The sequence below is a fragment of the Tanticharoenia sakaeratensis NBRC 103193 genome (assembly GCF_000963885.1).
In the GTDB taxonomy this organism is placed as follows: domain Bacteria; phylum Pseudomonadota; class Alphaproteobacteria; order Acetobacterales; family Acetobacteraceae; genus Tanticharoenia; species Tanticharoenia sakaeratensis.
Genome location: NZ_BALE01000004.1, coordinates 143,325 through 156,455, shown reverse-complemented (window position 1 = coordinate 156,455; position 13,131 = coordinate 143,325). Strand labels below are relative to the sequence as shown.

Genomic DNA, 13,131 nt, shown 5'->3' with positions numbered 1-13,131 from the left:
GCGCGGTCCGCCGTGCGCCTGAGGGCCCGAATCCTGGACTCCGCGACATGACCCATTCCTCCGATTCCTCCAACGCCTGGCACCCGGCAACGCGCCTCCTGCACGCAGGCGTCGAGCGCACGCCTTTCGGCGAGACCAGCGAGGGGATCTTCCTGACCTCCGGCTTCGTCTACGACAGCGCGGAACAGGCAGCGGCGACATTCACGGGGGATGTCGAACACTACCAGTACTCCCGCTTCGGCAATCCGACCGTCGATGCGCTTCAGACGCGCCTGGCCCTCCTCGAAGGCGCCGAAGCCTGCATTGCGACGTCGTCCGGCATGGGCGCTGTTTCCTCGGCCCTGCTCTCACATGTCCGGACCGGCGAGCGTGTCGTCGCGTCCCGTGCGCTGTTCGGGTCCTGTTACTGGATCGTGGACCAGCTCCTGCCGCGCTACGGCATTGAGACAGAATTCGTGGACGGGCACGATCTCGCCGCCTGGGAACGCGCGCTGTCGAAGCCCGCGAGTGCCGTGCTGCTGGAAAGCCCGTCGAACCCGATGCTCGACATCGTGGACCTCGAGAGTATCGCGTCCCTCGCCCACCGCGCCGGCGCCCTGCTGATGGTGGACAATGCGTTTGCCTCGCCAGCCGGCCAGGCACCGCTGACGCTCGGTGCGGACGTGGTGATCTACTCCTGCACCAAGCATATCGACGGTCAGGGGCGCGTCCTTGGCGGCGCGGTTCTGGGCCGGAAGGCCTGGATCACGGACACGCTGCAGCCGTTCACGCGCAACACCGGCAACACGCTGTCGCCGTTCAACGCGTGGGTGCTGCTCAAGGGGCTTGAAACGCTCGATCTGCGCGTCGAGCGCATGGCGTCGAATGCGGCCCAGGTCGCCGATTTCCTGGCCGACGCCAGAGGCGTTGCAGGTCTGCGATATCCTGGCCGTGCGGATCATCCGCAGCATGCACTGGCGGCGCGCCAGATGCGCAATGGCGGCACCATGGTCGCGGTCGAGATCGAAGGCGGTCGGCCGGGTGCGTTCCGCTTCCTCAATGCGCTGAAGCTGATCGCGATCTCGAACAATCTGGGCGACGCCCGCTCGCTTGCAACCCATCCGGCCACGACCACGCACATGCGCGTCGGACCGGAAGCCCGTGCGGCGCTCGGCATCACCGAAGGCGCCGTGCGTCTGTCCATCGGCCTTGAAGACGCGCGCGACCTGATTGCCGATCTGGCACATGGGCTCGACGCGGCCCTCGCCACTCCCACCTGATTCGAAACGGTACGCCGCATGTCCGACAAGCCGATCCCGCACCACCTGATCACGGATCCGGAAGCCGCCCTCGCCGAAGCGATGGAACAGGCGCCGTGCTTCACGGCGACCACGGCCAACATCGTGGTCACGGTCCGCAGCTTCTGGCTCGAGGATCAGTCCCATCCCGAGGACCATCATTTCGCGTGGGCGTATCACATCCGCATCGAGAACCGCTCGGACGAGACGGTTCAGCTGCTGAGCCGGGCCTGGGAGATCGTGGACGGGCGCGGCCAGGTCGAACACGTCCGCGGCGAAGGGGTCGTGGGAGAGCAGCCGGTGATCGCCGCAGGCGGCGAGTTCGAATACACCTCGGGCGCGGCGCTGGAGACCCCGGGCGGGTTCATGCGCGGCCAGTACCACATGGTGCGCCCCGCTGATCGCCAGCAATTCGACATCGCTATTCCCCCCTTTAGCCTCGACTGTCCGCACCAGTCCGGAATCATGCATTGAGCGCATTGTTCCGGCTTCGCGCGGCCGGACGGACTGCCCGCCTGGCCGCCCTGGCCGGTGTCATCGTCTGGTATCTTGCGAGTGCGACGACGATCGACCTGATCCGGGGTGCCCTGCATCTCGCCGGCCGTGCCTTCCCGGCCCTGAACGATGCGACGAACATCCTGCAGTCCGGGAAGATCGCCCCCGGTCCCCTCGCCTTCGCGGAAGCGCTCTCCGTCGTCGCCGTCCTGCTGGTCACGCTCCTTCTGGTCTTGCATGCAAGGCGTCGCAATGATGGCCCGCTGTCGGGAGCGCTGCTCGACGCCACGAACATGCGCCGTCCTGTGTCGCGCTGGGCGGGCATGGCGCCGGGCGCCTTGTGCGGCTTCGCTTCGATCATGGTCGTGTTCGGCGCCGAGGCCGCATGTGGCGGCTACCATGTGGTGCTTGCGCCCGGGTCGGTCGCCATGCACCTCGCGTCCCTGGCGTTATTCGCCCTCGGTTTCCTGCTGGTCGGCGTGAACGAGGAACTCGGCACGCGAGGCTATATCCAGAATGCCTTGTCCGATGCCGTGGGCTTTATGCCGGCAGCCCTGATCACGTCGCTCTGGTTCGGACTCGAACATGTGCTGGGACGGGACCCGCTGATCGGCGCGGTTCAGGTCGTGGAGTTTGCGCTGTTTTCATGCGGCGTCCTGTGGCTCACGGGATCGCTGCGTTTCATGATCGGGTTTCATGCCGCCTGGGACTGGGGCCAGACCGCTTTCTTCGGCACGAATGACAGCGGTTATCCGGCGCTGGGCTCGCTGTTCCGCAGCACGGCCACGGGATCCGATCTGGTATCCGGCGGGGCGGTCGGACCCGAGGGTGGATTACCGGCCATGATTTTCTGGACCGTACTCATGGTTGTTCCATACGGCCTCGCGGCGAGACGCGCCCATGGGACAAAAAGCATCACAATCTAACAGGACGGATGATCCATTTCTCACGCAAACGTGGAATTACTTCGACCTTAACGCCGTGTAATGTCTTGACATCGAGTTGGTCCCCGGCGGTTCGCCTGCCGCCGGTCAGCCCTCGTCACTCCTGACCATGCCTATGCCTGCAACCCAGCGGGCAAGGAGACATTGACGATGAGCGTTGCTGTATTCACCCATTCACCGGTATCGGCGCGACGCCCGATGGTCGGCCGCATGTTTCTCGCAGCCGTTTTGGCCGCTGTGGCCGGACTGATGTTCGGCCTTGATATCGGTGTCATTTCAGGCGCCCTGAAATTCATCGCACAGGAATTCCAGGCCAGTGAAGCCGCACAGGAATGGATCGTCTCGTCCATGATGTTCGGCGCTGCCGTCGGAGCGCTCGCATCCGGGCGCGCCTCGTTCATGCTGGGACGCCGCATGTCCCTGACGATCAGCGCCGCTCTCTTCGTGATTGGTGCGCTTGGCTGTGTGACCGCGCATTCGGTGGCCGAACTGATCATCGCACGCGCGATTCTGGGCCTTGCGATCGGCGTCGCAAGCTTCGTGGCTCCGCTGTACATCTCCGAGATCGCCGATGAGAGCCGCCGCGGCAGCCTGATTTCCGTCTATCAGCTGATGATCACGAGCGGCATCCTGCTGGCGTTCGTGTCCGATGCGCTGTTCGCCTATCTCGGCTCATGGCGCTGGATGCTGGGGATCGTCGCCGTTCCGGGCGCGCTCTTCCTGGTCGGCTCGTTCTTCCTGCCCGACAGTCCGCGCTGGCTGATGCTGCGCGGTCGCGACAAGGATGCGCTCGAGACGCTGACCGCCCTGCGCAACGACCCGTCGGTCGCGCGTCAGGAGATGGAGAGCATCCGTGCGCAGCTTCAGGAAAAGCAGCTTGGCTTCAGTCTGTTCCGGACCAACCCGAACTTCCGTCGCACGGTAGGCCTGGGGATCGGCCTTCAGATCGTGCAGCAGCTGACCGGCATCAACGTCGTGATGTATTACGCGCCGCGCATTTTCGAAGTGGCGGGTTTCGGTCAGGACGGTCAGCTGTGGGGCACGGCGATCGTGGGCCTGGTGAACATGCTCTCGACGTTCATCGCCATCAGCTTTGTCGACAAATGGGGCCGTCGCCCGATGCTGATCGCGGGCTTCATCATCATGGCGTTCGGCATGGGTGCGCTGGCGACCTTGCTGGGCATGGGCACGCCGAGCGATCTGTCGCGCTATCTGTCGGTCGCGGTGCTGCTGCTCTTCATCATGGGCTTCGCCTTTTCCGCCGGGCCGCTGATCTGGATCCTGTGCGCGGAAGTCCAGCCGCTGCAGGGCCGCGACTTCGGCATCGCCTGCTCAACCTTCACGAACTGGGCCGCCAACATGCTGGTCGGTGCGACGTTCCTGACGCTGCTGACAGCACTGGGTCCGGCGCATACGTTCTGGCTCTATGCGGCGCTGAATGCCCTGTTCATCCTGTTCACGATGTCCTTCGTGCCGGAAACACGCGGCGTCGTGCTCGAAGCGATCGAGCGCAAGCTCAATGCCGGCATGAAGCTGCGCGATATCGGTCGCTGATTCTCCCTGCCCTCTTCCCGTCTTCCGCTTGCCCCGCATCGAAACCGATGCGGGGCTTTTTTTTGCGCAAGCCCATCAGAACGAACTCAGGGCAACACGCTTCCAGTGGTTCGGTGCAACGCAGACATAGTGGTAGTTGGCGTCGTCCGTGAACTGTCCCGGCGCGCAGGACGATGACGACGACGCAGGCGTGCTCAGCTTCTCCCGATAGCTCGTCGCCTGCACGGGCACTGCGAACGAGACGTCTTCGGGCGTGAATGCCGCCAGTTCTCCGGATCGCCCGACAATATGAATCCTGTCGCTGCCACTGCCTGACAACCACAGATTGCCGAGCAGGAGGCCGGCACGGTCATTGGTGAAGGTGATGTTGCCATATTCCTTCATCGAGCCGACCTGCTGTGGAAACTCGACCGCTCCGGGATGAATCTGCAGAACGTCCGGACCGCCCGAGGTCACGTGAATGCCGTGACGGCCGTCCCCTGACAGCCACATGCCATTCAGCAGAAGACCGGCGGTGGGCGTATCGAACGAGAGATTGCCCCAGATCGTCAGCGGCCCGAGTCTTGCCGAGCCATCTGGTGCCTCGGCCACCACGGAGCCGCCGATATCGGATGTGTGCAGCAAGGTACCCCCGTCCGAGAGATCGCTCGAAGACAGGTATTGCGGACGAATGTCGCGCAGTCCCAAGGCGGAACTGCAGTAGCGCACGTCCTGTTCGTCAGTGGCCGACGTGAGGTATGGATCGGGTGCCGGCGCCGTGCCGACGGACTGGGCAAGGAACAGGGCCGCAGCGTTCAGACTGTCGGCATAGGGATATGTAAAGCGCTGTCCGCCACCATGTGCCGCGGGACAATCGATCGTTACATCGGTCCGGGTCCTGTCGTTCGCTGTGCCGACGGCAGCACAGGCGTCAGGGTGCGAGACGCTGTCGAAGGCATAGTTCTCGACAGCCCATCGTGTCGGCAGTGCATCGCGTGCCTTCAGTTGGGCGACCATCCAGTGAAGGTTGGCGACGAAATCCATGTCGCGCTCGGACATCGGTGAGACGATCCAGATGACCTCGAGATGTTTCGCCCGCGCCCATGCCGTCATCTGCGCGAGATAGATGAAATAGCCCCGACCGAAACCTTTCACCCAGGTTGGCGGTGCATCGAACGCAATGCCGCCGCCATGGACTGCCTGTTTCCTGAACTCGGTCATGAATGGATCGGATGCGAAATCGGGTCGCGCGGCTGTCAGGGCCCAGGATGATGGCTGCAGGACCGGGGCCAGCACCCTGATCGAACTCCGGGTCCGGACAGCATCGACCCAGGCATCCCACGCCACGGTTTCGGCCGGCGTATCGGCGGCAGCACTGTTGTCGATGTTGACCGGGCTGATGACCGGCTGAATACCCAGCGACCTGTAGCGCGGCAGATTGTCTCCCGCACCGCCTGTAAAGCTCGCGGCTGCATCCCCCGGTGACATCCGGGAGCCCAGATAGCCGCTTTCGCCCTTCCGATAGGATCTGGACGTCACCGGATAATTAGAAACCATCCGAATGCCGTGCAGGGCACTTCGGAGCGTGTTGGCGCTGACCGTCACCGCGCCCATGTCGGCCGATCTGAGCGGCAGGGCGCAGCGGCTGTTCGCCGGGATCGTGATGACTTCGGTATGGGCCACCACGCAGGTCACATGCGCGCCCGATACCGGCGCATACAGCGTCGGTTGCACAAGAAGCCACGCATGACTGCCATCGGAAAAGGACGTCAGGGGCGGCAACGTTACCGGCGCTCCGGTCGTATTCTCGAGCGTCGCTTCCGTCAGGGAGGCGCTGACGCCGGATCCCAGTTCGATCATCGCCTTGCCGACCGGGTTGAAGGCCGATGTGACGGCCGCCGTCACCGTCCCGCCCCAGCTGAAATTCGGCGCGAAAGGATGAACGTAGAGGCTGATCTTTCCGCTTCCCAGTACGTCCGCCATCGCATCGCGATCGGCCATCGAGCGCGTATTCGAGACCCCACCCAGGAAAACGGACGGACCGACGGGACGCAGGGTCCGAAAGGGACTCAGGGATGCCGGAGCACCCGTACCACCGCGAGAATCGTCCGGTATCGCAGAAGCGTGGGCGGCAGCGGCATTTCCTGCCAAGCCGGCGTTCCCTGCATGCTCCGCGCTTGCGACAGTATCACCCTGCCTTACATCGACAGGCCGCGCCGACAAAGCACCTGTCACAGGACGATCGGCGCTGATCGGCTGCATGGCACCGTGCATGGCGAAGCCCTGTGGCGTGGGTCGATTCGCGATCGTCTCATCTTCGCCCTGTGCCTGCGCGCCCGTCATGAAGAGGGCCGACGCAAAGAAAAGGGCTTTTCTCATGGAATTTTCCTGCAATGCCGGTGCTGATGCGTCATCCGTTGTGGGCGCCGATTGTCGTGCAGCTCCGGACCGGCCAGATCCAAGGCTGCCGGGACATCAGTGAGACAGGGCAAATCCGAGAAAACGGAATGTTTCCCACTCGGCCATTTCAAGGCGGCCGATCGTGACCCTGCCGCCTACTCCAAGATCGCGGCACAGATACGCCCCGTTCCGACGCAGCCCGAACCCGACATCGCGCGCGCTCACGAACTCATAGACGGTCGCGGCACCGTAATCGTTGGTAGGCACGAACCGGTTGTCAGACGCTTCTCCAAGCCAGCGACGGGAGCGGTCCGCGAATTCCACAGCCAGCCGGGCGCTCGTTCCGGTCACACTCAGCAGGATGCGCCCGATTGCCGTCGTCACGGCCGTTTCGATCAAATTGTGCTCGGTCAGGACCAGCGGGCGCTGGTCGAACGCGCCGATATACCAGGGAGCGGATCGGGTTGCGGCCGATCCGGCGAGCTGGAAAGGCTGCATTTCGGCCCGCAGGATCGCGAGTTCCTCGTCGGTCCGCCAGGCATGACGATAAAGCGGCTCCTGACGCAGGGCCGCGAAAATGGGCTCGTTATGACGCACCCCTTCCATATCCGGGCCCTTGGTCAGCTCCGTTACGGTCAATGCGCTGCGGATGAGGAAAGGACGCGTCGGCGCACCGTGCTCGTCGCTGACGCCACCATAGCCCGCGCCGATCATGCGAAACGTATGTTCCACGTGCTCCAGCCCGTACTGGCGAAAACGCGTGTCCATATAGCCGACCTGATCGAGGGCAGCGGCACTGAACGATGCGCATTGCCCGGTCAACACGGAGGACACGAACGGATTGGCGACCGAGCCGTCCCCCCGGATGAAATCCTCGTTCCAGTGCGACGGGGCCAGGTTGACATGCCCGTAGCGGATCGCGCCTTCGATCCAGGGCCATTCCCATCCGTTGGCGGTTGGAAACGTGTCGTCTTCCAGCAGGATCACCACATCACAATGACGCAACGCGTGAAGGTAATACAGCGCGCGGTTCTTGTTGCAGGCGATACCGCGGTTCGAACCATTGACATGCACGAGACTTTCACGCGCCGCGAGGCGTTCGGCGGTATCGTCGGCCGACCCGTCATTGGCGACGAAGAGAACGTGCCTGGTCAGCGTGTGCCGTTGCACGGCATCGAGCGTCCGAGTCAGGAGATCCGCGCGATTGTAGGTGGTGATGCCGATGCCGAGCGTCAGCGTCGTCTTGCCCATTACCGATCTCTCTCATGTGCATGCGCTGTCTTCGTCGCACGATCCTGCCCGCGCACGGTGCGAAGACTGCCCGACGGGTCCCTGAAATATGTCATGGAGGCATAGTGACCGGGATCAGGAACCGTGACAATTGAGCGCCTCGACAGGCTGTCCGGCGATATTCATAGTCCCCGGCGGCGTCAGGCCCCGGAAGACTGGACAACATCCTGCTGCCGCCTGCATCGGACGTCCGCTGGCGCATGACAATGTCTCCCTGAAAGCGGGGGCACGTGACCCGCGAGCCATGAGCGGAGAGGCCGCCATTGACCCGAACTGACGTGGAAACGCCAATGCTCTTTCTCATACGGAACCACAACGCCGCCCTTCTGGCTGTGGATGCCGCAGGCGAGATCTGTCAGGGACCGGCCGAATTGTCTGCCGATTCCGGACATTGGGAAAGCGTCTATCTCTACCGTCATCCGGACAGCCCGGAACTGGGCTTCCTGATCGCAGCGAGCGGTCGTGCAATCACCCTTGCGGGCCGGCCCGCGCCCCGGCGTTTCCGCCCGGTCTGGCTGTGCGCGACTGCACGAGACGACCGCGTCGCGTTTCGCGATCCGGTGTCAGGACGCATGTTCAGTTGCGGACCGGCCGGGGGCGCCGTTGAAACCCGTGCCGAGTGGATTCTGGGATGGGAGGAGTTCGAACTCCTCCCCGCCGAACCGACCGAGCCTATCCTGCGAGCGACGACCGAACTCTGCCGCGACATCGTCACGGCCAGGCGCTTCACCGATGTTGGTGTGACGCTGCTGACAGATGCTTCGCGGCCCTGTCCGGAAGACGTGCTTGAGGCTCTGTTGCTGGTGCTGGACGACCGGCGCGCCGAGGATCTGTGCCGCGCCCTGCTGCGCCTCGTGCCGCAGCAGGGCGCGGGCTGGCCATCGCGCCTGACACGCGAGCCCTGGTTCGCCGAGGCCTGCCGGACGCTGATGCATCGTCAGGCGCCGCCGCGCCGCGTCGATGAGACCTACGACTTTCTGGGTGCAGGCCTGGACCTGACATCGTTTTCCCAGACCTCGCCCGGGCATCGCTTCCTGCGCCATGCAAGACGGCTCGCAAAACCCACACGCGAACTTGCGCTGCTTGCCACCGCACGTGACGAGGGCATCTACATCCTCGAATGGATCGCCCACCACCGCGTGCTCGGGGTGGAGCACGTCTTCCTCTATACAAACAACAATACGGACGGATCCGATGCCCTGCTCGCGGCGCTCGATGCGGCCGGCATCATCACATGGTTCGACAATACGCCCGGCCCGGATGCGGGCCCCTTGAACATGCAGCGCAAGGCCTACGCGCATGCCTTGAGCGTCATGCCGCAGATTCTCGATTTCGAATGGACGCTGGTTCTCGATCTCGACGAATATGTCGTGCCGGCACCGATGTGGCAGAACGACCTGCGTCCGATCCTCCGCGCGCAAGGGGCCGCGAACGCTGACAGCATCGCCTTTCCCTGGCAGATCTTCTTTCCAGGGCAGCAGCTTACATGGCGCGATGATCTGATCGGTCTACGCTACACCCGTTCGGGCGGCAACCCTCTCGTCAAAAGCGCTTTCAGAACCAACCGTTTTGCATTCGCGGACGCCCATCACCCTCACGAATATCGCGATGAGATCCGACGCTGGGTGACGGCGGATGGTGTCGTGCAGGGCGATGAGCGGGCGGTCATGAAAACCACGACGCATAATGGCGTCGTCTGCCACTACGCCATCCGGTCACTCGAGGAATTCGTCTGGAAATATGCGCGTGGCGAAAACGACGGCAGCGGCGTGCTGACCGAGAAAGTCTTTCGCTTCAACACGCCCGATGTCGTGACGAACTTTCTGTCGTTTCACGAAGAAAATTCCGGAAACGACGATCATCGATATGCCGCGATCGCACCAGGGGTCAGACGCGAGATCGACAGCCTGCTCGCATTGCCCGGAATTCGCGCGGCCCGCGAACACGTTGTCGCCTGCTACAAGGCTCAGATCGGCCCACTGGTCAGCGGCAGCACGGCCAGCGTGAACGCACATCCACAACTGTCCGATGAGCATAAGGAACGCTGGGCAGCCCTCGTGGAACGCTGGGCTGCGCAGCAAGGCTGAATTCAGGTTTCGGTGCCGTAAATCTGCACCTGATCCAGATGGAGAAAGCGGTTTTCGCCCGGCACGACGATCCGGATGTAGCGGGCGGTAAAGCCCGCCGGATCGATCCAGCGGAAGGGCGTGCCGTCCGCGCCGCCGAACAGGCTGTCGTCGGTTTTCTCATACCTCAGATGCCAGCCCTCACCGGTCATCGCGCTCTCGATCCGAAAATGCGCCATCCGTTCCAGCACACCGTCAATTCGATTGAACAGCCGGACTTCGTAAACGCGCACGGTCCGGCCGAAATCGATCGCCCAGTACGGATTGTGCTGAAGATCGGTATGGTTCTGGGACCGTCCGGTCAGCCTGCCGGACAGAAGCGACTGCGCGTCTTCCGCTGCCGAGCGAGGATGGGCTGTGGTTTCCTGCGAGGCAACGGCGCCCGTCTCCGAAAGCAGAGCCCATTCCGAGCGCGGGAAAACGGAGCGGCGCCATGACCGGGCCAGATAGTCGCGCCAGTAGTCGTGAAGATACGTGTCCTCGACGGCATTTGTCTGTTCGTGATGATAGGCCCGCTCGGCGGCACTCCGCTGTCCCCACGTCGCTTCCGCGGCATAATCCCCGCGCAGGCCACGGCGGACGCGGATGTCGAAATCCTCTTCCGACTTGATGTTGAAATGGGCGACATACGCCACATCGAGAAGACGCTGGCGCCTGTTGTCGGCGTTCAGGAAAGCCCAGGCGTCGGTCGGAAAGTTCTGGTAATAGAGGCCATAATCCTCGTTGATCACATTCCGCAGCGTAAGATCTCGCGTGAGATGCGTCACGTCGTGCTGGATCGGGCCGTCGTTCCACGTCACGTAGTTCGCGTAAGGAAAAGACCGGCTCCTGATCAGCATTTTCGTGAAGGGCGTCACGCCGATCTCGCGGCGCGTGTAGTTCTTCAGGACGCTGCCAGCCGGTCTCGTCTGATGGCCGTTATGCCCGTAATGGCACCAGTTGAAATAGATCGCATCCACAGCGGGCGTGAAGCGATCGACCAGTGCTGCGATATCGTTCGAACCGCGCACGCAGTAGAATTCGTCGATATCGAGAAAACTGAACCACTCGGTCTCGGTGCCGTGGTTCCGCATGAAATGCAGATAGATCTGAAACTGCAGTCCCTGGAAACTGTAGTGATGAAAGGTTACGAACGGATCCGCGCCCTGGATGAACGGCAGGAGGGCCTCATAGAGTTCCGATGGATCGTCATCGTTGCAGTAGATATATGCGTGTTCGAAGCCGATCGAACGATGGTAATTCAACCACTCGGCAATATACGGCGCTTCCCACCGCGCGCAGGCGACCAGACTGAACCGGTGACGGGGAGCCGGCCAGGCCCCGGCGTTGCGCGTCACGCCCAGCGGCTCGACGGGGTATGTCCGCAGCTCATTCTCGTAGGTGGTCTGGTCGTCCGACATGAAGATCCTGCTCTTGCGTCCCGAAATTCCGCTTGCATCCGGCTCGGCTCAGCCCGTCCATCCATTCGACACGACAGACGCACGGCATAGTCAAATGACGGATTTTGTTTGTCAAAGACGCTCCGGGAACACCGGCCTTCCCCCTCATCGGCGTTGGCCATCCGCCAGTTGCGTGTCGGCACAGCGCCCGGCACCGTGACCCCGGGCGCGCGCGGGACAGTGCCCGATTTGGCGGATAGAATGGCTGGGTCAGAGCGACACGGTTCCCCTGATGCACGGGGTCACGCCGCCGCCGACCCAGATAGCATCGCCGATTGCCCTGACCCGAACCCGGCCGGCCCGCCCACACGCCCGGCCCTGCGTGATGACATAAGCCGCAGGCGCAATACCCGCTGGTATCAGCCATTGTCCGAGTGCCGCATTCAGACTTCCGGTGACGGGGTCCTCAAAACCTTTGCCCTCATCATCGGCACAGAACGCCCGTACTTCGGCGAACACGCCATCACGTGCAGCAGCCTCTTTTGCACGCAGCCCGATCACGCCGACGTTCAACCCCTTCAGGACGGCATAGTCCGGACGAAGCGCTGTCACGGCGTCCTCAGTGCCCAGTCGGATCACGATCCATCCGGGGCCATTATCGGCCCAGGCCGCGTCCACGATCGCGTCCGGATCGACGCCCAGCCCATCTGCGATGCGCGATAGCAGGGGCGATTCGACCGCCCCGGTTCGCAGCAAGGGTGGTGCACGGAACGCCAGTTCGCCCGAGGCGTCGCGTCTGACCGGAACGAGCCCCACGCCACATTCCTGAACGACCGCGTCCTCTCGCGCCTGTCCGCCAGCAGCAAGCCACACCGCGCAGGCGCCAAGCGTCGGGTGCCCGGCGAACGGCAGCTCGCCGAAGGGCGTGAAGATGCGCGCGCGATAATCGGCCCCGGGATCGTTCGGCCGCAGCAGGAAGACGGTCTCGCTCAAGTTGGTCCAACGCGCGAAGGATGCCATCGTGCTTTCGCCCAGATCGTCGGCCTCCAGCACGACGGCAAGCGGATTGCCGCTCAAAGGCCCGCTCCCGAACACATCGACCTGATGAAAGCCATAAGTCCGCATCGTCATCTCCTGTCGCCACGACCGTTCTGTGACACGTTACAGCAGGACCGCAGCATCATGCGCCCACCGAACAGCGTGTCGGTCACCAACGTCGACAACGCCGATACATGAACTTGACCCATGCAAAGATAGCGGCATCGCCGACGGATGCGAGGCAGAACGTAACGGACGCCATAGCCGTCATCGGTGACCGACACGCGCCGCATACGACATCGTCAGGCCGTCGTATCGAACGATCACTCCGATGGTGACTTCCGCTTTGTCAGAGCGCGCCTCAAGGAGGCCGAGCATGCCTGCGGGAAGCCGGCGCGGACCATCATGCCCGACTGCCGGCAGCGCATCCGCCTCCTGCCCGCCCGGCGAGCGGGGCGCCCTAACACTGACAGGGGCAAGCACGCCGGCAGCAGGCGATTGTGGAGAACAACCTCGGCAACGCTGGGGACAGGATCCGGGCGAAGGAAGTCACGTCACCAAAACGGGCCGGAGGCGATCATCGTCTCGCGGCCTCGGGCTCGAGGCTCGGAGGCCTGCGATGCGACACCGCTTGACGTGCCGCAAGCCA

Annotated in this window: 9 protein-coding genes; 5 read left to right on the top strand and 4 right to left on the bottom strand. The window is 63.3% G+C overall.

Annotation, left to right across the window (positions count from 1 at the left end; all coding sequences use genetic code 11):
- Window positions 1–47: 47 nt before the first annotated feature.
- From metZ to B8446_RS01930, 4 genes are all read left to right on the top strand, one after another.
- Window positions 48–1,259, top strand: coding sequence for an O-succinylhomoserine sulfhydrylase (metZ, locus tag B8446_RS01945; RefSeq protein WP_048846707.1), 1,212 nt, complete (start codon window positions 48–50; stop codon window positions 1,257–1,259).
- 18 nt (window positions 1,260–1,277) lie between these two features.
- Window positions 1,278–1,751 carry a Co2+/Mg2+ efflux protein ApaG gene (apaG, locus tag B8446_RS01940; RefSeq protein ID WP_048846600.1) on the top strand — a complete coding sequence of 158 codons (474 nt, stop codon included), beginning with the start codon at window positions 1,278–1,280 and terminating at the stop codon, window positions 1,749–1,751.
- Window positions 1,748–2,698: a CPBP family intramembrane glutamic endopeptidase gene (locus B8446_RS01935; RefSeq protein ID WP_048846598.1), complete on the top strand. Its 951-nt coding sequence runs from the start codon at window positions 1,748–1,750 to the stop codon at window positions 2,696–2,698. Before apaG ends, B8446_RS01935 begins: the two co-directional genes overlap by 4 nt.
- Before the next feature lie 168 nt (window positions 2,699–2,866).
- Window positions 2,867–4,270: a sugar porter family MFS transporter gene (locus B8446_RS01930; RefSeq protein ID WP_053053627.1), complete on the top strand. Its 1,404-nt coding sequence runs from the start codon at window positions 2,867–2,869 to the stop codon at window positions 4,268–4,270.
- A 75-nt stretch (window positions 4,271–4,345) separates the two neighbouring features.
- On the opposite strand, the gene B8446_RS01925 is transcribed toward B8446_RS01930, so the two are convergent.
- Window positions 4,346–6,628, bottom strand: coding sequence for a hypothetical protein (locus B8446_RS01925; protein WP_048846597.1), 2,283 nt, complete (start codon window positions 6,626–6,628; stop codon window positions 4,346–4,348).
- A gap of 96 nt (window positions 6,629–6,724) precedes the next feature.
- A complete protein-coding gene (locus B8446_RS01920; protein WP_048846596.1) occupies window positions 6,725–7,900 on the bottom strand; it encodes a glycosyltransferase family 2 protein in 1,176 nt (391 codons plus the stop codon).
- Window positions 7,901–8,229: 329 nt separating this feature from the next.
- On the opposite strand from B8446_RS01920, the gene B8446_RS01915 reads away from it, so the two are divergent.
- On the top strand, window positions 8,230–10,026 hold the full coding sequence (locus B8446_RS01915) for a glycosyltransferase family 2 protein (protein ID WP_048846595.1): 1,797 nt from the start codon (window positions 8,230–8,232) through the stop codon (window positions 10,024–10,026).
- Between the two features lie 2 nt (window positions 10,027–10,028).
- Here the strand turns inward: B8446_RS01915 and B8446_RS01910 are convergent, their stop codons facing one another.
- On the bottom strand, window positions 10,029–11,465 hold the full coding sequence (locus B8446_RS01910; RefSeq protein ID WP_048846594.1) for a glycosyltransferase family 2 protein: 1,437 nt from the start codon (window positions 11,463–11,465) through the stop codon (window positions 10,029–10,031).
- Between the two features lie 249 nt (window positions 11,466–11,714).
- The gene (locus B8446_RS01905) at window positions 11,715–12,575 is read right to left on the bottom strand and encodes a PhzF family phenazine biosynthesis protein (RefSeq protein ID WP_241767588.1); all 861 of its coding nucleotides are present in this window, start codon (window positions 12,573–12,575) and stop codon (window positions 11,715–11,717) included.
- Window positions 12,576–13,131 lie beyond the last annotated feature (556 nt).